The following is a 21455-nucleotide window of genomic DNA, read 5'->3' as shown; positions in this document are numbered from 1 at the left end:
CGAGCATGGCGATGGCCGACGAGATCGAGATCGACACGGATGACATTGAGCGCCGCATGAAGGGCGCGATGGAAAGCCTGCGTCAGGAATTCTCGTCGCTGCGCACCGGACGCGCCTCGGCCAGCATGGTCGATCCGATCATGGTGGACGCCTACGGCTCGCCCACGCCGCTGAACCAGATCGGCACGGTGAACGTGCCCGAGCCGCGGATGGTCACCATCAACATCTGGGACAAGGCCCTGGTCGGCAGGGCCGAAAAAGCCATCCGCGAAAGCGGGCTGGGCATCAACCCGCAGTTGAACGGCACCATCATCATGCTGCCGATCCCCGAGTTGAACGAGGAGCGCCGGCGCGAGCTGACCAAGGTCGCCGCGCAATACGCCGAACACGCCCGCGTCGCCATCCGCAACGTGCGCCGGGACGGGATGGACCAGGTCAAGAAGGCCCGCGCCAAGGGTATGGCCGAAGACGACCAGAAGTTCTGGGAAGCCGCGGTCCAGGACCTGACCGACAGGATGATCGCCGAAGTGGACAAGGCGCTCGAATCGAAGCAAGCCGAAATCATGCAGGTCTGACGCCATGTCCGCCGATGCCGCGCCGGTGCTGGCGTCCCTGTCCGCCGCTGGTGCACCCCGCGCACGCCACGTCGCCATCATCATGGACGGAAACGGGCGCTGGGCCACGGAACGCAGCTGGCCTAGGCTGGTCGGCCATCGCCGCGGGGCCGAACGGGTCAAGCAGATCGTGCGGGCCTGCCCCGATCTTGGGGTCAACTGGCTGACCCTCTATGCCTTCTCGACCGAGAACTGGAAGCGTTCGACCGAGGAAGTGCTGGGACTGATGGGCATCTTTGCCCGCTATATCCAGCGCGAGGCCGCCGCCATGTCGGCCGAGGGCGTGCGGATGCGCTTTATCGGGGGGCGCGAGCGGCTGGACCCCAAGCTGCAGGCGCTGATGGCCGGCATCGAGGCGCGGACCGCCGCCAACACCCGCCTGAACCTGACGGTCGCCATCAACTATGGCGGGCGGGACGAGCTGACCCGCGCCGCCGCGCGGCTGGCCAGCCGCATCGCACAGGGCGAGATCACCGCCCCGTCCGAGGCCGACCTGGCCGATTGCCTGGACACCGCGGGCCAGCCCGACCCGGATCTGGTGATCCGCACCTCGGGCGAGCATCGCACCTCGAACTTCCTGCCGTTCCAGGCAGCCTATTCGGAATACGAGTTCACCCCGGTGCTGTGGCCCGACTTCAGCCCCGCGCATCTGGCCGAGATCCTGGACCGCACCAGCCAGCGCCAACGTCGTTTCGGCGCCGCATGACGCCCCGGCCGCCCCGTGTCGCCCCAGCCGGCCGGTGGCCGGATCTAGCAGAGCGTATGGGGTCTGCGCTGATCATCCTGGTCGCGGGCACGGCCCTGCTGGTCCTGCCGATCCCTGTCGCGGCCGCCGGCCTGTGCGCCCTGTTCGCCGCGCTGGTGTGGGAACTGACCCGCCTTGTCGTGCCTGTGCCCGCGCATCGCAAGGTCGTGGGCGTCGGGCTGACCGCAGGGCTTGCGATGGCGGCCACGCTGTTTGCCGGATCATGGGGCACGCTGGCGCTGATCGTGCCGCTGGCGCTGGGCACAAGGGCCGCGCGGCGCGGGTTGCGCGTGGCCTATGTCGCGTTCTCGCTGCTGATGGTGCTGGCGGTCTGGGGGATCCTGTGGGTCCGCGTGACCTTTGGCATCGGCGAGGCACTGTGGATCGTCGGCCTTGTCGTGCTGTCCGACGTGCTGGGCTATTTCGTCGGCCGCAGCGTCGGCGGCCCCAAGTTCTGGCCCGCCATCAGCCCCAAGAAGACCTGGAGCGGCACGGCCGCCGGCTGGGTCGGCGCTGCGCTGCTGGGCGTGCTGCTGGTCATCTTCGGGCGCGCGGGTTCCGGCGCGATCGTGATCGGTCCCCTGCTGGTCCTTGCCGGCCAGATGGGCGACATCGCGGAAAGCTGGATCAAGCGGCGGGTCGGCGCGAAGGACAGTTCGCGCCTGATCCCCGGACACGGAGGGCTGATGGACCGCTTTGACGCCATGTCGGGATCGCTGGCCACGGCCACGCTGCTGGGGCTTGCCGGCTGGTTGCCGGTGGTCGGCTGACATGCGCAGCGTTTCGATCTTCGGCGCGACCGGCTCGGTCGGGGAAAGCGCATTCGACCTGCTGATGGGGTCGGGCGGACCCGCGCAATGGCGCACGGTTGCGCTGACCGGCGGGCGCAACGTCGCACGACTGGCCCGGATGGCACGCGCGCTGCACGCCGAACTGGCCGTGATCGCCGACGAGACGCTGCTGCCCGCCCTGCAAGAGGCCCTGGCGGGCACGGGGATCGAGGCCGCCGGCGGCCGGCAGGCGGTGATCGACGCGGCCGACCGGCCGGCCGATTGGGTCCTGTCGGCGATCGTCGGCGCGGCGGGGCTCGCGCCGGGCCTGCGCGTGGCAGAACGCGGCGGCGTGCTGGCGCTGGCCAACAAGGAAAGCCTGGTCGCGGCCGGTCCCCTGCTGATGGGCGCGGCGACCCGCGCCGGCGCCACCATCCTGCCGGTCGATTCAGAACATTCAGCTATCTTTCAATGTCTTGAGCGCGAGAACATCGATGCTGTCGAGCGTGTGACGATCACCGCCTCGGGCGGTGCGTTCCGCGACTGGCCGCTGGAGCGTCTGTCGCAGGCAACCGTGGCCGAGGCATCGCGCCACCCCAACTGGGACATGGGTCAGCGGATCACCATCGACAGCGCCTCGATGTTCAACAAGGCGTTGGAAGTCATCGAGGCGCATGAGTTTTTCGCGCTGCCCGCCGAGAGGATCGAGGTGCTGGTGCATCCCGAATCCATCGTGCACGCCATGGTGGGCTATGCCGATGGCGGCACGCTGGCGCATCTGGGCCCGCCCGACATGCGCCATGCCATCGGCCATGCGCTGCACTGGCCGCGGCGCAAGCCCCTGGGCCTGCCGCGGCTGGATCTGGCTGCGCTGGGCAGCCTGACGTTCCGCACGCCCTGCGAGACGCGCTGGCCCGCGCTGGGGCTGGCGCGGCAGGTGATCGCGGCAGGGGGCGCTGCGGGTGCGGTCTTCAACGCCGCCAAGGAACAGGCGCTGGACGATTTCATCGCCGGGCGCATCCGGTTCACCGACATGGCGCCGGCCGTGGATCGGGCGCTGACGGCGGCCTCGGGGCGCGCGGGCTTTGCAGCCAGCCCCGACAGCCTGGGAGCCGTGCTGGACTGGGACGGCCAGGCCCGCCGCGATGCCGCAGCGGACCGCGACCACGCAGGAAGGGGCGCGGCATGATCCAGGACATCATCGCGGCCAGTGGCGGGCTGGCGTGGACGCTTCTCGCCTTTGTCATCGCGCTGTCGATCATCGTCGGCGTGCACGAATACGGCCATTACATCGTCGCCCGCTGGTGCGGCATCCGGTCCGAGGTATTCTCGCTGGGCTTCGGGCCGCGGCTGTGGTCGCGCCGCGACCGGCGCGGAACGCTGTGGCAGGTCGCGGCGATCCCTCTGGGCGGCTATGTGCGCTTTCTGGGCGACGAGAATGCGGCCAGCGCCGGTCCGGGGCAGCGGGTCGATCCGCAACTGGCCCGCCAGACGCTGGGCGGGGCGCCGCTGTGGGCGCGCTTTGCGACTGTGGCGGCAGGCCCCGCCTTCAACTTTGTCCTGGCCATCGCGGTCTTTGCGGGGGTCGTGCTGTGGCAGGGGGTGGCGACCGACCGGGTCGTGGTGGGCGAGCTTGCGCCCGCGCCGCCGGGCGTCGTCAACGAACTGCGCCCCGGCGACGAGGTGCTGGCCGTCGGCGGCCGGCCCGTCGCGGACTGGGGCGCGCTGTTCCGACTGGCCCCGACCCTGCCCGCCGCGCCGGTCCAGGACTGGACCGTGCGCCGCGAGGGGGCCGAACGGGTCGTGCGCGGCCCTGACCCGATGCCGCCCCGCATCTCGGGCGTGGCGCCGCGCAGCCCGGCCGCGGCCGTGGACCTGCGCGCGGGCGACGTGATCCTGGCGATCGACGGCCGCCCCGTCACCCGGTTCGACGAGCTGCGCCCCGCGGTCGAGGCGGCGGCCGGCCGGCCGGTGGTGCTGCGCGTCTGGCGCGAGGGCGCGGGCGAGGCGGACTATGCGCTTGCCGCCCGCGAACAGGACCTGCCCGTGGACGGCGGATACGAAAAGCGCCTGCTGATCGGCGTGACCGGCGGCGACGGCTATATCCTGCCCGCGACCCGGCGTCCGGGCATGATCGAGGCGCTGGGCGCGGGCGTCCGGCAGACGTGGGAGGTCGTCTGGGGCTCGCTGTCCGGGCTGGTGGCGATGGTCACGGGGCAGATCGGACGGTGCAACCTGTCGGGCGCGATCTCGATTGCCGAGGTGGCGGGGCAGGCGGCCTCGACGGGCACGGGAAACTTCCTGTGGCTGATCGGGGTGCTGTCGGCGGGGATCGGGTTTCTGAACCTGCTGCCCATCCCGGTGCTGGATGGCGGCCACCTGGCCTTTTACACGTGGGAGGCCCTGACCGGCCGGCCGCCGTCGGACGCAGCCCTGCGGGTGCTGACGACGCTGGGGATGGCCTTCGTGCTGACGCTGATGGTCTTCGGGCTTTCGAACGACATTCTGTGCCGCTGAGCGCCGGCTTTGTTTTGACAGCCCCGCCTCAGGGGGTTTAACCATGGCCCAAACAGCGGCCGGCCAAACCGGCGCCAAAGCCGTGCGCGAGGGGCAAATGACGGACAGGATTTTCGGCAGGGGCGCCATCGCGCTGGTCTCTGCGCTGGCGGTTGCGGGACCGGTCGCATGGGCTGCGCCTGCGGCGGCCGCAGTCTATACCGAGGTTCAACTGGAAGGCGCGCAGCGCGTCGATGCCGAGACGATCCTGTCGCTGGCCAATATCCGCCGGGGCGCGGACCTGTCGCTGGGCGACCTGAACGACGCCCAGCAGCGGCTGCAGCAGTCAGGCCTGTTCGAGACGGTCGAGATCGTGCCCACCGGCCGGACGCTGGTGATCCGGGTCATCGAATATCCGACGATCAACATCGTCAACTTCGAGGGAAACCGCCGGCTCAAGGACGAGCGGCTGGCCGAGATCGTGCAGTCGAAGTCGCGCCGGGTGTTCTCGCCCTCGACCGCCGAGGCGGACGCGCAGGCCATCGCCGCCGCCTATGCCGCCGAGGGGCGGCTGGCGGCCCGCGTCGATCCGCGCGTCATCGCCCGCAGCGGCAATCAGGTCGATCTGGTGTTCGAGGTGCGCGAGGGCGCCGTGACCGAGATCGAGCGCATCGGCTTCACCGGCAACCGCGCGTTCTCGGACCGGCGCCTGCGCAACGTGCTGCAGACCAAGCAGGCCGGCATCCTGCGCGCCTTCATCCGCCGCGACACCTTCGCGCCCGAGCGCACGGCCCTGGATGAGCAGTTGCTGACCGACTACTATCGCTCGCGCGGCTATGCCGATTTCCGCGTCCAGGCCGTGGCCCCGGAGATCGCCCGCGAACGCGATGCGTTCTTCGTGACCTACAACATCTACGAGGGGCCGCAGTATCGGTTCGGCAACGTGACCGTCGCCAGCGAGATACCGGGCCTGGACGCCGCCCCCTTTACCGCGCAGAACCGCGTGCGCCGGGGCGAGATCTATTCCCCCCAGGCGATCGAGAACACGATCCGCCGGATGGAGGCGGTGGCCCTGCAGCAGGGCCTGGATTTCGTCACCATCGAGCCGCGTATCACCCGCAACCTGCGCAACCAGACGCTGGACCTGACCTTCGCGTTGACGCGGGGCCAGAAGATCTTTGTCGAACGCATTGATATCGAAGGCAACACCACGACCCTGGACGAGGTGATCCGCCGACAGTTCCGCACCGTCGAGGGCGACCCCTTCAACCCGCGCGAGATCCGCAACGCGGCCGAACGCCTGCGCGCGCTGGGCTATTTCGCCGACGCCCAAGTCGAAAGCCGCGAGGGATCGAGCCAGCAGCAGGTGATCGTCGACGTGAACGTCGAGGAACAGCCGACCGGCAGCCTTGGGTTCGGCGCAAGCTATGGCGCAAGCCAGGGCCTCGGCTTCAACGCCTCGTTGCAGGAAAGCAACTTCATGGGGCGCGGGCAGGATGTCTCGCTGGGGTTCTCGACCGCCAGCGGGTCGCAAAGCTTCAACTTCAGCTTTGTCGAGCCGTATTTTCTGGGGCGTGACCTGCGCGCCAGGTTCTCGGCCTGGTACTCCACGACCGACCAGCAGAACACCAAGTACAACACGCGCAGCGCCGGATTCTCGACGGGGGTCGAGTTCCCGGTCAGCGAGAACGGCCGGCTCGAGCTGCGCTATCGCCTCAGCCGCGACAATCTGCTGGACGTGCGCCCGATCGAGATCGACCCCGAGACGGGCGATCTGGTCGGGTCGTCGCCGATTCTGTATCTGGAACAGGGTCCGCGCGTCACGTCGGCGCTGGGCTACACCTACTCGTACGATTCCCGCGCGGCCGGGCTTGACCCGCTGACCAGCCGCAAGCTGCGGTTTTCGCAGGACTTCGCAGGGTTGGGCGGCGATGTGCAGTCGGTCACGACCACGGTTCTGGCGGGCGTCGAAAGCCGCGCCTGGCGCGAGGAGGTGACGCTGCGGGCCGAGGTCGAGGCGGGGGCGATCGTCATGCTGGACGACGACACCAGCCGTATCACCAACCGCTTCACCGCCAACAGCCGCATCCGCGGGTTCGAGCCGAACGGCTATGGTCCGCGCGACCTTGGCGCGCCGAACGAGGATGCGCTGGGCGGCAACTATTTCTGGGCCGCCCGCGCCGAGGCGCAGTTCCCGCTGGGCCTGCCCGAGGAATACAGCGTCAGCGGCGGCCTGTTCGCCGATGTCGGCTCGTTGTGGAGCCTGGACCGCACCACCGGCGCGGGCGGCGTCGAGGTGGACGACGACATGTATGTGCGCGCGTCCGTCGGCGTCTCGCTGTTCTGGACGACGCCGATCGGTCCGCTGCGGTTCAACCTGTCCAAGGCCGTGCAGCAAGAGGACTATGACCTCGAACAGCCGTTCGACCTGACGATCTCGACCCGGTTCTGATGCGGGCGGGGCGGGGGGGCGCGTCGACAGCCCGGCCGCCGCAGCCCGCGCGGGCGCTGCTGCGCGCGGCTGTGGTGGCGGTGGCCGTGGCGGGCGTCGCCACGCCGGCCGGCGCGCAGACCGCGCCTGGCGCCGCGGCCCCGCCCGCCCCTCCGCCGGCCGGCACCCCCGCGTCGCTGGCGCTGAGGCAGGCGGTGCTGACCGTCGATCAAGAGGCGCTTTATACAGGGTCCGCCTGGGGGCGGCGCAGCCAGGCCGAGATCGAGGCGCTGAGCGCGCAGGTCTCGGCCGACAACGACCGGGCCTTTGCCGACCTGTCGGCCGAGGAGGAGGCGCTGACCGAGGCGCGGGCAACGCTGCCCCCCGACGCCTTTCGCGCCCGTGCCACGGCCTTCGATGAACGCGTGACACAGGTCCGGCGCGAGCGCGAGGCGGCCGCGCGGTCGGTCGCCCTGACCGCCGAAAATGACCGCCAGCGGTTCTTTCAGGCGGCTGCGCCGGTTCTGGGTCGCGTGATGAAGGACCGCGGTGCGCTGCTGGTGCTGGATCAGCGCACCGTCCTGTTCTCGGACGCCAGCATCGACGTCACCGCCGAGGTGATCGCACGCCTGGACGCCGACCTGGGCGACGGCGCGGCGCGACCCGAGAGCGGCCCGGACCGTCCGGACGGCGTGGCCTCTGCCGGGCCGGCCGACGGCACGTCGCAAGACAGGGCGGACCCCGCACCCCAGGCAGGCGCGTTGTCCCCACCCGCCGGCGCCGCGGCCCCGGCAGACGTGCCGCGCTGACCCGTGCGATGCTGACCGCCGGCCCCCTGGCCCTGCCGGGGCAGCGCATCGGCCTGCTGGGGGGATCGTTCGACCCCGCCCATGCCGGCCATGTCCACATCACCGACATGGCCTTGCGCCGGTTCCGGCTGGATCGCGTCTGGTGGCTGGTCAGCCCCGGCAATCCGTTGAAGGCCCACGGCCCGGCCCCCCTGGCGGACCGCATCGCGCTGGCCCGCCGGCTGATCGACGATCCCCGCGTCGTCGTCACCGACATCGAGGTGCGGCTGGGCACCCGCCTGACCGCCGACACGATCGCCGCGCTGCAGGCCCGCTGGCCGCGCGTGCGCTTTGTCTGGCTGATGGGGTCCGACAACCTGGCGCAGTTCGACCGCTGGGATCGCTGGCGCGAGATCGCCGCCCGCGTGCCCCTGGGCGTGATCGCCCGTCCCGGCACCCGCACGGCCGCCCGGTCGTCGCGCGCCGCCCGCATCATGGCCGCCGCTCGCCTGCCCGAGGCGCAGGCCGCCCGCCTGGCGCTGGCCGCGCCGCCCGCCTGGGTTCTGATCAACGTGCCGATGTCGGCGCTGTCGTCCAGCGCGATCCGCGCGGCGCGCCAGGGCTGTCCCGGCTCCGCCGCCGGCGGGCTTTCGCCGGATCAGGGCGGCTGAGCGCCCGGCGCGGGCGTATTTCGGCCGCGGACGGCCCCTCGGGTGCCCCGGCAGCCGCGCCGCCTTGCCAATCCGGCGGCCCATTTGCTAGGCAGGCCGAAACCCCGGAGTCCCGCATGGCCGCCGAGCGCAATCCTGCTCCCGACACCTCTGCCGATCTGGCGCTGATCAAGCGCATCCTGCCGCACCGCTATCCGTTTCTTCTGATCGACAAGGTCCGCGACATCGTTGCGTATGAAAGCGCCGTCGGGATCAAATGCGTCACCGCGAACGAGCCGCATTTCCCGGGCCATTTCCCCGATGCGCCGATCATGCCGGGCGTTCTGGTCGTCGAGGCGATGGCGCAGACCGCCGCTGTCGTCGTCGGCCTCAGCCTGAACGTCGTGGGAAGGCCGCTGCTGACCTATTTCATGGGCGTGGACAACTGCAAGTTCCGCCGCATGGTCGTGCCCGGCGACGTGCTGGAACTGCACGTCACGGTCAAGCGGCCCGGCGGCAAGATCTGGAAGTTCCACGGCCGCGCGCTGGTGGACGGGCAGGTCTGCGCCGAGGCGGACTTTACCGCGATGATGCACCTGACCGACGAAGGCCCGACCGCGGCCGCGGGCGGCGCGGCGGATGGCTGACGCCACCGTCCACCCGCTGGCGCTGGTCGAAGCGGGGGCCGAGCTGGCGGCCGACGTGGTCGTCGGGCCGTTCTGCCATGTCGGCCCGCAGGTCAGGCTGGCGGCGGGCGTGCATCTGAAAAGCCATGTGGTCGTGACCGGCGACACCGCCATCGGCGAAGGCACGGTGGTGTTTCCCTTTGCCTGCCTGGGCGAGGTGCCGCAGGACCTGAAGTTCCGGGGCGAGGAGACGCGGCTGGTCATCGGCGCGCGCAACCGCATCCGCGAATACGTCACGATGAACCCCGGCACACAGGGCGGGGGCGGCGTGACGACGGTTGGCGATGACGGCCTGTTCATGGCGGGCGCGCATGTCGCGCACGACTGCCGGATCGGGGACCGGGTGATCCTGGTCAACCACGCCTCGGTCGCGGGCCACTGCGATCTGGGGGACGACGTGATCGTCGGCGGGCTGTCGGGCGTCCATCAGTTCGTCCGCATCGGGCGCGGCGCGATGATCGGGGCGGTGACGATGGTGACTGCCGACGTGCTGCCGTTCGGCCTGGTGCAGGGTCCGCGCGGACAGCTGGACGGGCTGAACCTTGTCGGGCTGAAGCGGCGCGGCGCGGCCCGCGCCGACATCGCCGCGCTGCGCGAGCTGCTGGGCGCGCTGGCATCGGGATCGTTCCGCGACACCGCCCGCAGCCGGGCCGAGGCGCCGGGCCTGACGGCCATGGAACGCGAGGTGCTGGACTTCATCCTCGGCCCGTCCGAGCGCAGCTTCCTTGCGCCCCGCCCATGAGCCGCACCGCCGTCATCGCCGGGCAGGGCGCGCTGGCGCCCGCCGTCGCGGCGGCGCTGGACGATCCGCTGGTCATGGCGCTGGAGGGGCATCCGCCGTCCATTCCGGCGCAGCCGTTCCGCCTTGAACGGCTGGTCCCGATGCTCGATCACCTGATCGGGCACGGCGTCGCGCAGGTGGTCTTTGCCGGCGCGGTGCGGCGCCCGCGGCTGGACGCCGAGCTGTTCGACGCGCGCACCGCGACGCTGGTGCCGCGCATCCTGGGCGCGATGCAGTCGGGCGACGACGCGGCCCTGCGCGAGCTTATCGCCATCTTCGAGGAATGGGGCCTGCCGGTGGTCGGCGTCGATGCGATCCTGCCCGATCTGGTTCCCGGGCCGGGGGTGCTGGCCGGCCAGCCCTCGGACGCCGATCGCCGGGACGCGGACCGCGCGGCCGCCATCCTGCAGGCGACCGGCCCGCTGGACATCGGACAGGGCTGCGTGGTGGTGCAGGGCCTGTGCCTTGCGGTTGAAACCCTGCCCGGCACCGCCGCCATGCTGGAGTTCGCGGCCGCGCACCGCGCCCTGCGGCCTGATCCCGCCGGCGCGCGGGGCGTGTTCTACAAGGCGCCCAAGGCCGGGCAGGACCGCCGCATCGACCTGCCGGCGCTGGGGCCCGACAGCGTCGAGCAGGCGGCGCGCGCCGGTCTGGCGGGGATTGCGTGGCAGGCGGGCGGGGTCATCCTGCTGGACCGCGCGGCCACGATTGCCGCCGCGGACAGGGCCGGGCTGTTCCTGTGGGCACGCGGATGACCGCTTCATGAGGGTCTTTCTGGTCGCGGGCGAGCCGTCCGGCGACAACCTGGGCGCGGCGCTGATGGCCGGGCTGCGGGTGCTGGTCCCCGAGGTCCGGTTCAACGGCGTGGGCGGGCCTGCCATGGCCGCGCAGGGGCTGCAAAGCCTGTTTCCCATGACCGAACTGAGCGTCATGGGACTGGCCGAGGTCCTGCCGAAATACCGCCAGCTGAAACGCCGCATCGCGCAGACCGCGCAGGCGGTCACGGACAGCCGCCCCGACGTGCTGGTCACGATCGACAGCCCCGATTTCGGCCTGCGCGTGGCGCGGCAGGTCAAGGCGGCCGCGCCGGGCGTGCGGCGCATGCACTATGTCGCGCCTTCGGTCTGGGCCTGGCGGCCGGGCCGCGCGGCCCGGATGGCCGAGGTCATCGACCACGTGCTGGCGATCCTGCCGTTCGAGCCCCCGCTGATGCGCGCGGCCGGGATGAGCTGCGATTTCGTGGGCCACCCCATCGCCGCGGAACCCGTTGCGGGCGCCGAGCAGGCGGCAGCGTTTCGCGCCGCGCACGGCATTGCGGCCGACGCGCCGCTGGTGCTGTGCCTGCCCGGGTCGCGGCGGGGCGAGGTCGCGCGCCTGGGCCCCCGGTTCGACGAGGCGCTGATCCGCCTGCGCGACCGCATCCCCGAAATCCGCGTCGTGCTGCCGACCGTGCCCGGCGTCTCGCTGATGGTGCGCGAGATGGTGCGCCGCTGGCCCGTCGCCCCGGTGGTGGTCGAGACCGGGGCGGACAAGCGCGCGGCCTTTGCCGGCGCGGACCTGGCGCTGGCCGCGTCCGGCACTGTCAGCCTGGAACTGGCCGCCAACCGCGTGCCGATGGTGATCGGCTATGACATGGCCCCGCTGAGCCGCTGGGTGATCGGCTGGCTGCTGCGGACCGACACGGTGACGCTGGTGAACCTGGTCAGCGGCACGCGCGCCGTGCCCGAGTTCCTGGGCCGCGCCTGCCAGCCCGGACCCATGGCCGCCTCGCTGCACCGGTTGATGGAAGACCCCGAGGCGCGCAAGGAACAACTGACCGCGATGGCGCTGACGATGGAGCGGCTGGGCCGGGACGGCGAGGCGCCGGGCCTGCGCGCCGCCCGGTCCGTGCTGGGCGCGCTGGGGCGCGGGTCACACGGCAGCGGTGACGATGATCTCGACCCGGTACTCGGGCGCGGCCAGCGCCGACTCGCCGGTCGCCCGGGCCGGGGCGTTGCCCTTGGGCACCCACGCGTCCCAGACGGCGTTCATGGCAGCAAAGTCGCCGATGTCGGCCAGCCAGACCTGCGCGGTCAGGATGCGCGATTTGTCGGTGCCCGCCAGCGCCAGCAGCCGGTCGATCTGGCCCAGAACCTCGCGCGTCTGGTCGGTGATGGTGTCGGCCGGATTGCCGACCTGGCCGGCCAGATAGACGACCCCGTTGTGAACGACCGCCTCGCTCATCCGGGCGCCCGGTTCGATCCGCGTGATGTCAGCCATGTCTATGCTCCATTGATGAGACGCCAGAAGAACACCGCCGTCATGCCGAAGCCGACGACGGCGATCAAGCCGCGCAGCACCGGCACCGGCAGCCGCCGGGCGATGGGCGCGCCGCCGAACCCGCCCAGGATCGTCCCGATCGACATGGCCAGGCATTCCCACCAGACGATCTGGCCCCCCGCGGCGAAGATGGCGAACGAGATGACGGCCAGCGCAAAGGACAGCCAGCTTTTCAGCCCGTTCATCGCGTGGATGTCGGTCATCCCCCACAGCGAGAACAGCGCCAGCAGCACGATGCCCAGGCCGCCGTTGAAATAGCCGCCGTAGACCGCCACCGGGACCATGGTGCCCGCGCCAAAGGCAGTGACGCCGCGCCGGTACTGCGAGGCCAGTTCCCGCAGCCGCGGTCCGGTCAGGAAGATGATGGTCGCGGCCAGCAACAGGAACGGCACGAGGGCGGCGAAGGCCGCGTTCGAGGACACCAGCAGCAGCCCCGACCCCATCGCCCCGCCCATCATGGTCAGCCCGGTCAGCCGGGCCACCAGCCGCCGGTCGATGCGGGCGACGTCGCGCCGGAACCCCAGGGCCGCGGCCAGGTATCCGGGCAGGGCGGCGACCGTGGTGGTGGCGTTGGCCGACACCTCGGGCACGCCGGTGAAGACCAGCGCCGGAAAGGTGATGAACGTGCCCCCGCCCGCGACCGCGTTCAGCATGCCACCGAAGAATCCGGCGGCCAGCAACAACAGGAATTCGGCCACGTCACGCCCCCTTCGACACCGCGCGACACTGCGCGGGCGGCCCGCCAAGGGCAACCGCCCCCGGCCCGATTTCCATCAAGCGGAAAGCGTGCCGGCAGGGCTGCGGCCGTGAACCCGGGCCGGGCCCATGCAACCAAGCCCCGCGCCGGACGTTCGCCACCGCAACGCCGCCGCCGGGATGATCATGCCGAACGACGCCTCTCGACTGGACCTCTCCCGCGCGCGGGTGTGCGTCATCCTCAATCCCCGGTCGGGGCGCAAGGACGGCGGCCGCTGCGAAACGCTGCTGCACCAGGGGCTGGCCGGGCAGGCCGCGGCCCTGTCGATGCGGACGGCCCGGCGCGGGGGCGACCTGCCGCGCATGGCGGCCGAGGCGGTGGCGCAGGGCTATGACCTGATCGTCGCGGTGGGGGGCGACGGCACGCAGGCCGCCGTTGCGGGCGCCGTCGCAGGCACCGACGTCGTGATGGGGGTCATCCCGGGCGGGACCTTCAATTTCTTTGCCCGCGATGCGGGCGTGGGCGACACCGTCGAACAGGCCATCCAGACCCTGCGCGACGGGCGCGTGCAGGCGATGGATGTCGGGCAGATCAACGACACGGTGTTCCTGAACAACGTCAGCCTTGGCGCCTATCCCCGCATCCTGGAACGACGCGAGGCGGTCTATCGGCGCTGGGGCCGCAGCCGGATCGCGGCCTATCTGTCCGCGCTGGGCGCCATCCGCGACCTGCGCCACCCGGTCGCGCTGAAGACGATCGACGACGGGGTCGAGACACGGTATTCCAGCGCGCTGGTCTTTGTCGCCAAAAGCGCCGTGCAGCTGGAACAGATGGGGCTGGAGGGGGCGGATGCCATCCGCGCCGGGCATCTGGCCATCTTCGTCGCCCGCGCCCGAAAGCCGCGGCAGCTGATCGGGTCGGCGCTGCGGCTGGCGCTGGGCTTTGCCGCGCGGGGCAACGACTTCGATCTGGTCATCGACGACGATCTGGTGATCGAGACCGTGCCCGCGCGTCGCGACGTGGCCCATGACGGCGAGCGGACGCGGATGACGGGACCCTTCCACCTGCGCGTCCGCCCCGGCGCGCTGCGGGTGCTGGTCCCTGCGGGCGCAGCCGAGTCTGCGGGCGCAGGCGGGGCGGCAGGCGCGGCATGATCCGGGTGGCCTTCCTGACCGACCTGCATTTCGGCTTTCACCGCGCCGCGCTGGAAGGGCCGCTGCTGGCGCGGGTGAACGCTTGCGCGCCCTCGCTGGTGGTGATCGGCGGCGACGTGACCCACCGCGGGCGACCGGCGCAGTTCGCCGCCGCCGCGGCCTTTCTGTCGCGCCTGGACGCGCCCTGGATGGCGGTGCCGGGCAATCACGACCTGCCGCTGTTCGATCTGGTGCAGCGCCTGGCCGCGCCGCGCGCGGCCTATCGGGCCGCGATCTCGGCCGACACCCAGCCGGTGCGACGGGCAGGCGCGGTGCGGGTGATGGGGGTGGACAGCACCGACCGGCTGGCCTGGCAGCGCGGGGCCATCGACGCGGCCCAGACCGCGCGCGTCTGCGCCACGGCGGGCGCGGGGCTGACGAATATAGCCGTCCTGCACCACCCGATGCGGCACCGGCCGGGCGTGGACAAGGCCCTGATGCGCGGCGCACCCGCGGCGCTGGCCGCGTTCGAGGGGGCGGGGATTCACGTCGTGCTGACCGGGCATCTGCACGTCTGGTCGGCCGGCGCGTTCCTGGGGCAGGGCGGGCCTGACCGCGTGCTGCACATCCAGGGCGGCACCGCGCTGTGCGGGCGGCCGTCGGATCGCCAGAACGAATTCGCCCTGCTGGACTTCGACGGGGCCGACCTGACGGTCCAGCGGCATGTCGCGCCGATGCCCGACGTCGCCTTCGGCTCGCCTCCCGCGCAGCGGTTCTCGCGCGCGTCGGGGCGGTGGGTGGCGCTGCCGGATACGGCCTAGCGGCGCTTGCCGCCCTTGCCCTTGCCGGGCGCGCCGCCCCCGGCCGCCATGCCCCGCGCGGTTTCCGCCGCCGCCAACAGCTCCTCGGCGATCTCGGCGGCCTCGTCGGGGTCGAAATCCAGCGGCAGGTCGATGCCGTCGCCCTCGACATAGATGCGGACCATGCCCTGGTCGGTCGGCCCGATCTGCAGATTCGCAGCGAGGTCGCTTTCGCGGTTGATGCCCATCGGCGCGTCCTTATGCATCCTGTCCGGCCGGTCTATCCCCGCCCGCCGCGCACGGCAAGCGGCGGATGCCCGCGCCCGCACGAGGCGCTTGCATCCCGTCGCGGTCCGGCGTAAACGATCCGCCCAGTGCCGCCTTAGCTCAGTTGGTTAGAGCGCTAGATTGTGGATCTAGAGGTCCCCCGTTCAAGCCGGGGAGGCGGTACCATTCCCCCAAAGCCGTCCGTTTCACCCGCCGCGATCCTGTCCCCGCCGGACGGCGCCGCGGCGGAACGCCATTGCAGGGGGAACGCGCCATGGCTGACGCAAGCGGCATCGACTGGACCGATGCCTTCGAGAATGCCGCCTATATTCCCGACGGCGCCGCCTTTCCGGCCAGGCTTGCCGCCGAGGCGTCGGCGGCGCGGGCGTCGCTGGGCGCGGGCGGGCTGCGGACGCTTTGCTATGGGGACGATCCGCGGCAGACGCTGGACCTGATCGCGCCGGTGGGGCCGTCGCGCGGGCTGGCCGTGTTTGTCCACGGCGGCTATTGGAAGGCCTATGATCCGTCGTCGTGGACCCATCTGGCGCTGGGCGCACGGGATGCGAGTTGGACGGTTGCGATGCCCGGCTATCGGCTGGCGCCGGCGGTCCGCATCGCGGCGATCACCCGCGACGTGGCGGCCGCCGTCGCGCTGGCGGCGGCGCAGGCGGGCGGGCCGATCCGGCTGGCCGGCCACTCGGCCGGCGGGCACCTGGCCGCGCGGCTGGCCAGCGATCCCGCGCTGTTGCCGGGCGGGGTGCGCGCGCGCCTTGGCGGGGTGCTGTCGATCAGCGGGCTGCATGACCTGCGTCCGCTGACGCTGGCCGCGATGAACGAGGTCCTGCGGCTGGACGCAGCCGAGGCGCTGGCCGAAAGCCCGGCGCTGGCCCCGCCGCCCGCCGTTCCCGCCACCGCCTGGGTCGGCGGTGACGAACGGCCCGAGTTCCTGCGCCAGTCCGCGCTGCTGGTCGAACGCTGGCGGCGCGCGGGCGGCACGGCCCGGCTGGTCGTCCAGCCGGACCGGCACCACATGACCATCGTCGCGGGGCTGACCGGCGCGCAAAGCCCGATCACCCGTGCCTGGCTGGGCGACTGAGCGCCCGGCCAAGGCACCAACCTATTGCAGCGCCTTGTCGGTGATGGCGCTGGTCCACGCCCCCTCGGGCGCCTTGGAGATCACCGGGTCCGACCCGCCCGACAGCAGCGTCTGGACCGTGCGGTCCGCGTCGGCGGGGTCCAGCGCGCCGTTCGACCCGGCGGTCAGCTTCGCCACCTCCTGCACCATGCGCAGCTGGTGCGCCCGGGTCTGCGCGCCGGTCTCGTCGTTCTCCAGCACGATGTCCGCCGCTTCCTCGGGGTTTTCCTCGGCGTATTTCCAGCCCTTCATGCTGGCGCGGACAAAGCGGGCGAGGCGGTCCTGCATGGCGGGGTCGGCCAGCGTCTCCTCCAGCACGTACAACCCGTCCTCCAGCGTGGCGACGCCCTGATCCTCGTACTTGAAGGTGACCAGATCCTCGGGGCGCAGCCCCGCGTCCAGAACCTGCCCGTATTCGTTGTAGGTCATGGTCGAGATGCAGGCCGCCTGCTTTTGCAGCAGCGGATCGACGTTGAAGCCCTGCTTCAGCACCGTCACCCCATCCGGGCCGCCATCGGTGGACAGCCCCAGGTGGTTCATCCACGACAGGAACGGGTATTCGTTGCCGAAGAACCACACCCCCAGCGTCTTGCCCTTGAAGTCGGTCTTGGGATCGGTGACGCCGCTTTCCTTGAGGCAGGTCAGCATCATGCCCGACGACTTGAACGGCTGGGCGATGTTCACGATGGGCAGGCCCTTTTCGCGCGCGGCGAGCGCGGCGGGCATCCATTCGACCGTCACGTCCGCGCCACCCCCGGCCAGCACCTGCGTCGGCGCGATGTCGGGGCCGCCGGGCTTGATCGTGACGTTCAGGTTCTCCTCCTCGTAGAACCCCTTGTCCTTGGCGACATAGTATCCGGCGAACTGGGCCTGCGTGACCCATTTCAGTTGCAGCGTCAGGTCGTCGGCCGCCTGTGCCGCGCCCCCCAGCAGCGCAAGCCCGGCTGCCGCCGTCATCAGTCTGGTCATCATCCACTCCACTGTTGAAAGGGCGGTTCTGCCCGTTATGGGCGCTGCGACGGGTGCCAGAAGGTGACCCGCCGTTCGATCAGCGCGACGATGGCATAGAACAGCGACCCCGCGATGGCCGCCATCAGAATTTCGGCCCAGACCAGCGCCAGGTCCAGTTGCCCGACCGCCGTCGAGATGCGGAATCCCATGCCGCGGGTGGGACTGCCGAAGAATTCGGCCACGATGGCGCCGATCAGGGCAAGCGTGGTGGTGATCTTCAGCCCGTTGAACAGAAACGGCATGGCGGCGGGCAGCCGCAGCTTCAGCAGGCCTTGCCAGTACCCCGCGCTCCACGTCGCCATCTGGTCGCGTTGCAGCGCGTCGGTGGCGGCCAGCCCCGCGACCATGTTCACGAGGATCGGAAAGAACACCATCACCACGACGACCGCGGCCTTGGACTGCCAGTCGAAGCCGAACCACATGACCAGGATCGGCGCGATGCCGACGATGGGCAGGGCCGCGACGAAATTGCCGACCGGCAGCAGGCCGCGTTGCAGGAAGGGCGAGCGGTCGATGGCGACCGCGGTGGCGACGGCCAGCCCGGCGCCGGTCAGCCATCCCGTCAGCGCGCCCTTGACCAGCGTCTGCCACAGGTCCGACAGGATCGTCGGCAGGCTGGCCACGAACCGCGCCCCGATGGCCGAAGGCGCGGGCAGGATGACCGAGGGCACGGCGAACATCGTCACCGCCAGCTGCCAGGTCATCAGCACGGTCAGGCCGAAGATCGCGGCCACCGCCAGCCGCCGCGGCCGCTGCCACCGGGCGGGAACCGGCAGGTTCGCCAGCCGCGCGTTGGCCGACCAGGCAAGCAGCCACACCATCGTCAGCGCCAGCGCGCGCGCCCCGGCCGACTCGCCCCAGGCCAGCGCAGCGGCCAGCCCCAGCGCGGCCGCGATGCCCAGCAGCGCGGTGCCTCGGCCCCCGCCCCGGCCCCGGCCCTGGATCGCCACGCTCATGCGGCCAGTCCCATGCGTCGCAGGATCAGCCGCTCGGCCAGGCCGATCAGCCACACCAGCGCCGCCGCCAGGATGGCCGCGGCGAACAGCGCGGCCCAGATCTGCACGGTCTGGCCGTAGTAGCTGCCCGACAGCAGCCGCGCGCCCAGGCCCTGCGCGGCGCCGGCCGGCAGCTCGCCCACGATGGTGCCGACCAGCGCCGCCGCGACCGCCACCTTGAGCGAGGCGAACAGATAGGGCAGCGAGGCCGGCAGCCGAAGATGCCGCAGGATACGCGCCTCGTTCGCGTTCCACGACCGCATCAGGTCCAGCTGCATGGCGTCGGACGCGCGCAGCCCCTTCACCATGCCCACCAGCACCGGAAAGAACGACAGCCAGGCCGAGATCAGCGCCTTGGGCAGCAACCCCGTGATCCCGGCGCTGGCAAAGACCACGATCACCATCGGCGCGATGGCCAGGATCGGGACGGTCTGGCTGGCCACGGCCCAGGGCATGATCGACATGTCCATGACCCGGCTGTGCACGATCCCCACCGCCAGCAGGATGCCGGCAAGCGAGCCGATGGCAAAGCCCGCCAGCGTCGCCGACAGCGTCACCCAGCCGTGCCAGACCAGGCTGCGCTTGGAGGTGATGGGCTGTCCCGTCACGCCTTGCCACACTCCGGCGGCGACCTGGTGGGGCGCAGGCAGGACGGGGCGTTCCAGCGTCATCGTCTGGCGCAGCAGATCGCCGGTCGTGACCGTCGCGCCCGCCCGCGCTGCCTGGTCGCGCACCCAGGGCGCGTTCATCCAGACGGCTGCCAGGTACCAGGCGACGACGATCGCGGCCAGCACGGCCAGGACGGGAACGGCGCGCCTCATGCCGCGCGCCCGGGACGCGCATCGCGGGCCGTTCCGCTGCGGCCTGCGGGCACAGGGCGGCCTGCGCGGGGGGTGGGGTCAGTCATAGGAATGTCCCGCGCGCAGCCCCTCGCGCACGCGGTGGGCGACGGCGATGAACTCGGGCGTGTCGCGGATCTCCAGCGGGCGTTGCCGGGGCAGGGGGCTGTCGATGATGTCGGCGATGCGGCCGGGACGGGGGCTCATCACCACGATCCTGGTGGACAGATAGACCGCCTCGGGGATGGAATGGGTGACAAAGCCGATGGTCTTGCCGGTCTTGTCCCACAGCGCCAGCAGCGCCTCGTTCAGGCGGTCGCGCACGATCTCGTCCAGCGCACCGAAGGGCTCGTCCATCAGCAGGATGTCGGCGTCGAAGGACAGCGCCCGCGCGATGGACGCGCGCTGCTGCATGCCCCCCGACAGCTGCCATGGATATTTGCCCCCGAACCCGGCCAGGTCCACCAGGTCCAGCACCCGCGCCACCCGCTGCGCCCGGTCGGCGCGGGCAAACCCCATGATCTCCAGCGGCAGGGCGATGTTGCCGGCGATCGTGCGCCATGGATACAGACCCGGCGCCTGGAACACATAGCCATAGGCCCGCGCCCGCCGCGCGTCGTCGGGCGTCATCCCGTTGACCGTCAGCCGGCCCGCGGTGGGCGTTTCCAGCCCCGCGATGCAGCGCAGGAAGGTCGTCTTGCCGCAGCCGGACGGCCCGATGAAGCTGACGAAGTCGCCCCGCCGGATGGTCAGGTCCACGTCCTTGAGCGCATGGACCGGGCCGTCGGCGGTCTGGAAGGTCAGCCCGACGGCATGGGCCTGCACGACGGGACCGTCCACCCTCACACCCCCGTCGCCGGAATGCCTGACCGCTCGACGGGGCGGGGCGCCGTCAGCTCCTTCCAGGCCGACAGGGCGCGGTTCACCTCGCCCTGGGGCGTGCGGGCGACGAACGCGCCGTGGCCTTCGCGGCCGTCCACCTTGCCCTCGGTCACGGCGACGCGGCCGCGGGTCAGGGTGAACCGCGGCAGGCCCGTCACCGCGTGCCCCTCGAACACGCTATAATCGATGGCGGATTGCTGGGTGGCGGCGCGGATCGTCTTGCCGGCCCTGGGGTCCCACACCACCAGATCGGCGTCCGCCCCCACCAGCACCGCGCCCTTTCGCGGATACATCCCCATGATCTTGGCGATGTTGGTCGAGGTGATGGCCACGAACTCGTTCGGCGTCAGCCGCCCGGTCGCGACGCCATGGGTCCACAGCATCGGCAGCCGATCCTCGAGCCCGCCGGTGCCGTTGGGGATTTTGGTGAAATCCCCGATGCCCGTCCGCTTCTGCGCGGTGGTAAAGGCGCAATGATCGGTCGCCACGCAGGACAGCGACCCCGACATCAGCCCGGCCCACAGGCTGTCCTGATGCTGCCTGTTGCGGAACGGCGGCGACATCACGCGGCGCGCCGCATGGTCCCAGTCGGGGTTGGAATACTCGCTTTCGTCCAGCGTCAGGTGCTGGATCAAGGGCTCGCCCCAGACGCGCTTGCCCAGCGCGCGGGCGCGGCGGATCGCCTCGTGGCTGTCCTCGCAGCTGACATGGACGACATACAGCGGAACGCGGGCCATGTCGGCGATCATGATGGCGCGGTTCGTGGCCTCGCCCTCGACCTGGGGCGGGCGGGAATAGGCGTGCGCCTCGGGGCCGGTGTTGCCCTCGGCCAGCAGGCGGGCGCACATCTCGGCCACGACGTCACCGTTCTCGGCGTGGACCATGGCGATGCCGCCCAGGTCGCCCACACGGCGGAACGACGCGAACAGCTCGTCGTCGTTGACCATCAGCGCGCCCTTGTAGGCCATGAAGTGCTTGAAGCTGGTGATCCCCCGGTCCACCACCTGCGCCATCTCGGCGTGGATGCCCTCGTTCCAGCCGGTGATCGCCATGTGGAAGCTGTAGTCGCAATGCGCCCGCGCGGTCTTGTTGTCCCAGATCTTCAGCGCATCCAGCAGCGACTGGTCGGGCGCGGGCAGGGCGAAGTCGATGACCATGGTGGTCCCGCCCGCCAGCGCCGCCCGCGTCCCGGATTCGAAATCATCGGCCGAATAGGTGCCCATGAAGGGCATTTCCAGATGCGTGTGCGGGTCGATCCCGCCCGGCATGACATAGCAGCCCGTGGCGTCCAGTTCGGTGTCGCCGGACAGGTTCGGGCCGATGTCAGCGATGCGGCCGTTCTCGATGAGGACATCGGCGGCATAGGTCAGGTCGGCGGTGACGATGGTGCCGTTGCGGATCACGGTGGTCATGGGT

The 21455-nt window shown here is 71.2% G+C and carries 22 protein-coding genes, 1 tRNA gene and 1 pseudogene; 16 read left to right on the top strand and 8 right to left on the bottom strand.

The features are described 5' to 3' along the window. Window positions 1–11: 11 nt before the first annotated feature. The 12 genes and pseudogenes from frr to lpxB form a co-directional block, all read left to right on the top strand. On the top strand, window positions 12–575 hold the full coding sequence (gene frr, locus DPQ23_RS09990) for a ribosome recycling factor (RefSeq protein ID WP_112874597.1): 564 nt from the start codon (window positions 12–14) through the stop codon (window positions 573–575). Between the two features lie 4 nt (window positions 576–579). Further along, window positions 580–1320 (top strand): polyprenyl diphosphate synthase, encoded by a 741-nt coding sequence (gene uppS / locus DPQ23_RS09985; protein ID WP_112874547.1) that lies wholly within the window; start codon window positions 580–582, stop codon window positions 1318–1320. Window positions 1321–1376: 56 nt separating this feature from the next. Further along, window positions 1377–2129 (top strand): phosphatidate cytidylyltransferase, encoded by a 753-nt coding sequence (locus tag DPQ23_RS09980; RefSeq protein WP_240602614.1) that lies wholly within the window; start codon window positions 1377–1379, stop codon window positions 2127–2129. Between the two features lies 1 nt (window position 2130). Beyond that, window positions 2131–3318 carry a 1-deoxy-D-xylulose-5-phosphate reductoisomerase gene (dxr, locus tag DPQ23_RS09975; RefSeq protein ID WP_112874545.1) on the top strand — a complete coding sequence of 396 codons (1188 nt, stop codon included), beginning with the start codon at window positions 2131–2133 and terminating at the stop codon, window positions 3316–3318. Then, window positions 3315–4646, top strand: a complete 1332-nt coding sequence (gene rseP, locus DPQ23_RS09970; protein WP_112874544.1) for an RIP metalloprotease RseP — start codon at window positions 3315–3317, stop codon at window positions 4644–4646. Before dxr ends, rseP begins: the two co-directional genes overlap by 4 nt. A gap of 97 nt (window positions 4647–4743) precedes the next feature. Beyond that, the gene (bamA, locus tag DPQ23_RS09965; RefSeq protein ID WP_112874596.1) at window positions 4744–7077 is read left to right on the top strand and encodes an outer membrane protein assembly factor BamA; all 2334 of its coding nucleotides are present in this window, start codon (window positions 4744–4746) and stop codon (window positions 7075–7077) included. Beyond that, window positions 7077–7865, top strand: a complete 789-nt coding sequence (locus DPQ23_RS09960; protein WP_112874543.1) for an OmpH/Skp family outer membrane protein — start codon at window positions 7077–7079, stop codon at window positions 7863–7865. The genes bamA and DPQ23_RS09960 overlap by 1 nt, the downstream gene beginning before the upstream one ends. Window positions 7866–7873: 8 nt before the next feature. Then, window positions 7874–8515 (top strand): nicotinate-nucleotide adenylyltransferase, encoded by a 642-nt coding sequence (locus DPQ23_RS09955; RefSeq protein WP_112874542.1) that lies wholly within the window; start codon window positions 7874–7876, stop codon window positions 8513–8515. 116 nt (window positions 8516–8631) lie between these two features. Next, window positions 8632–9141 carry a 3-hydroxyacyl-ACP dehydratase FabZ gene (gene fabZ, locus DPQ23_RS09950; protein WP_112874541.1) on the top strand — a complete coding sequence of 170 codons (510 nt, stop codon included), beginning with the start codon at window positions 8632–8634 and terminating at the stop codon, window positions 9139–9141. Continuing rightward, window positions 9134–9922 carry an acyl-ACP--UDP-N-acetylglucosamine O-acyltransferase gene (gene lpxA / locus DPQ23_RS09945; RefSeq protein ID WP_112874540.1) on the top strand — a complete coding sequence of 263 codons (789 nt, stop codon included), beginning with the start codon at window positions 9134–9136 and terminating at the stop codon, window positions 9920–9922. The genes fabZ and lpxA overlap by 8 nt, the downstream gene beginning before the upstream one ends. Then, window positions 9919–10716, top strand: coding sequence for an LpxI family protein (locus DPQ23_RS09940; RefSeq protein ID WP_112874539.1), 798 nt, complete (start codon window positions 9919–9921; stop codon window positions 10714–10716). The genes lpxA and DPQ23_RS09940 overlap by 4 nt, the downstream gene beginning before the upstream one ends. Before the next feature lie 7 nt (window positions 10717–10723). Next, a pseudogene (lpxB, locus tag DPQ23_RS09935) lies at window positions 10724–11863 on the top strand (lipid-A-disaccharide synthase); the annotation flags it as partial. A 9-nt stretch (window positions 11864–11872) separates the two neighbouring features. Here lpxB and DPQ23_RS09930 read toward each other — a convergent pair. Beyond that, on the bottom strand, window positions 11873–12220 hold the full coding sequence (locus tag DPQ23_RS09930) for a RidA family protein (protein WP_112874595.1): 348 nt from the start codon (window positions 12218–12220) through the stop codon (window positions 11873–11875). 2 nt (window positions 12221–12222) lie between these two features. After that, complete coding sequence (locus DPQ23_RS09925) at window positions 12223–12978, bottom strand: sulfite exporter TauE/SafE family protein (RefSeq protein WP_112874538.1); 756 nt, start codon at window positions 12976–12978, stop codon at window positions 12223–12225. A gap of 127 nt (window positions 12979–13105) precedes the next feature. On the opposite strand from DPQ23_RS09925, the gene DPQ23_RS09920 reads away from it, so the two are divergent. Further along, window positions 13106–14131, top strand: coding sequence for a diacylglycerol/lipid kinase family protein (locus DPQ23_RS09920; protein WP_240602612.1), 1026 nt, complete (start codon window positions 13106–13108; stop codon window positions 14129–14131). Further along, complete coding sequence (locus tag DPQ23_RS09915; protein WP_112874537.1) at window positions 14128–14931, top strand: metallophosphoesterase family protein; 804 nt, start codon at window positions 14128–14130, stop codon at window positions 14929–14931. The genes DPQ23_RS09920 and DPQ23_RS09915 overlap by 4 nt, the downstream gene beginning before the upstream one ends. Here the strand turns inward: DPQ23_RS09915 and DPQ23_RS09910 are convergent. Beyond that, window positions 14928–15158 carry a DUF6324 family protein gene (locus DPQ23_RS09910; RefSeq protein WP_112874536.1) on the bottom strand — a complete coding sequence of 77 codons (231 nt, stop codon included), beginning with the start codon at window positions 15156–15158 and terminating at the stop codon, window positions 14928–14930. The two genes, DPQ23_RS09915 and DPQ23_RS09910, sit on opposite strands and share 4 nt — an antisense overlap. A gap of 128 nt (window positions 15159–15286) precedes the next feature. Between DPQ23_RS09910 and DPQ23_RS09905 the strand changes: the two genes are divergently transcribed. Both DPQ23_RS09905 and DPQ23_RS09900 read left to right on the top strand, forming a co-directional pair. Then, window positions 15287–15363, top strand: a tRNA-His gene (locus DPQ23_RS09905). An 88-nt stretch (window positions 15364–15451) separates the two neighbouring features. Continuing rightward, window positions 15452–16273: an alpha/beta hydrolase gene (locus tag DPQ23_RS09900; protein ID WP_112874535.1), complete on the top strand. Its 822-nt coding sequence runs from the start codon at window positions 15452–15454 to the stop codon at window positions 16271–16273. Window positions 16274–16294: 21 nt separating this feature from the next. Here DPQ23_RS09900 and DPQ23_RS09895 read toward each other — a convergent pair whose 3' ends face one another. The 5 genes from DPQ23_RS09895 to hydA form a co-directional block, all read right to left on the bottom strand. Continuing rightward, window positions 16295–17281, bottom strand: coding sequence for an ABC transporter substrate-binding protein (locus DPQ23_RS09895; RefSeq protein WP_112874593.1), 987 nt, complete (start codon window positions 17279–17281; stop codon window positions 16295–16297). A gap of 35 nt (window positions 17282–17316) precedes the next feature. Continuing rightward, window positions 17317–18144: an ABC transporter permease gene (locus DPQ23_RS09890; RefSeq protein WP_112874592.1), complete on the bottom strand. Its 828-nt coding sequence runs from the start codon at window positions 18142–18144 to the stop codon at window positions 17317–17319. 131 nt (window positions 18145–18275) lie between these two features. Further along, window positions 18276–19139 (bottom strand): ABC transporter permease, encoded by an 864-nt coding sequence (locus tag DPQ23_RS09885; protein WP_112874534.1) that lies wholly within the window; start codon window positions 19137–19139, stop codon window positions 18276–18278. Window positions 19140–19217: 78 nt separating this feature from the next. Next, window positions 19218–19997 (bottom strand): ABC transporter ATP-binding protein, encoded by a 780-nt coding sequence (locus DPQ23_RS09880; RefSeq protein WP_420818577.1) that lies wholly within the window; start codon window positions 19995–19997, stop codon window positions 19218–19220. Window positions 19998–19999: 2 nt separating this feature from the next. Next, window positions 20000–21451, bottom strand: a complete 1452-nt coding sequence (gene hydA, locus DPQ23_RS09875) for a dihydropyrimidinase (protein ID WP_112874532.1) — start codon at window positions 21449–21451, stop codon at window positions 20000–20002. Between the last annotated feature and the right edge of the window lie 4 nt (window positions 21452–21455).

Origin of the sequence: Paracoccus endophyticus, from assembly GCF_003286075.1 — a bacterium.
In the GTDB taxonomy this organism is placed as follows: domain Bacteria; phylum Pseudomonadota; class Alphaproteobacteria; order Rhodobacterales; family Rhodobacteraceae; genus Paracoccus; species Paracoccus endophyticus.
Note: the sequence above shows the minus strand (reverse complement) of the source record. Positions and strands in the feature narration are given on the sequence as shown.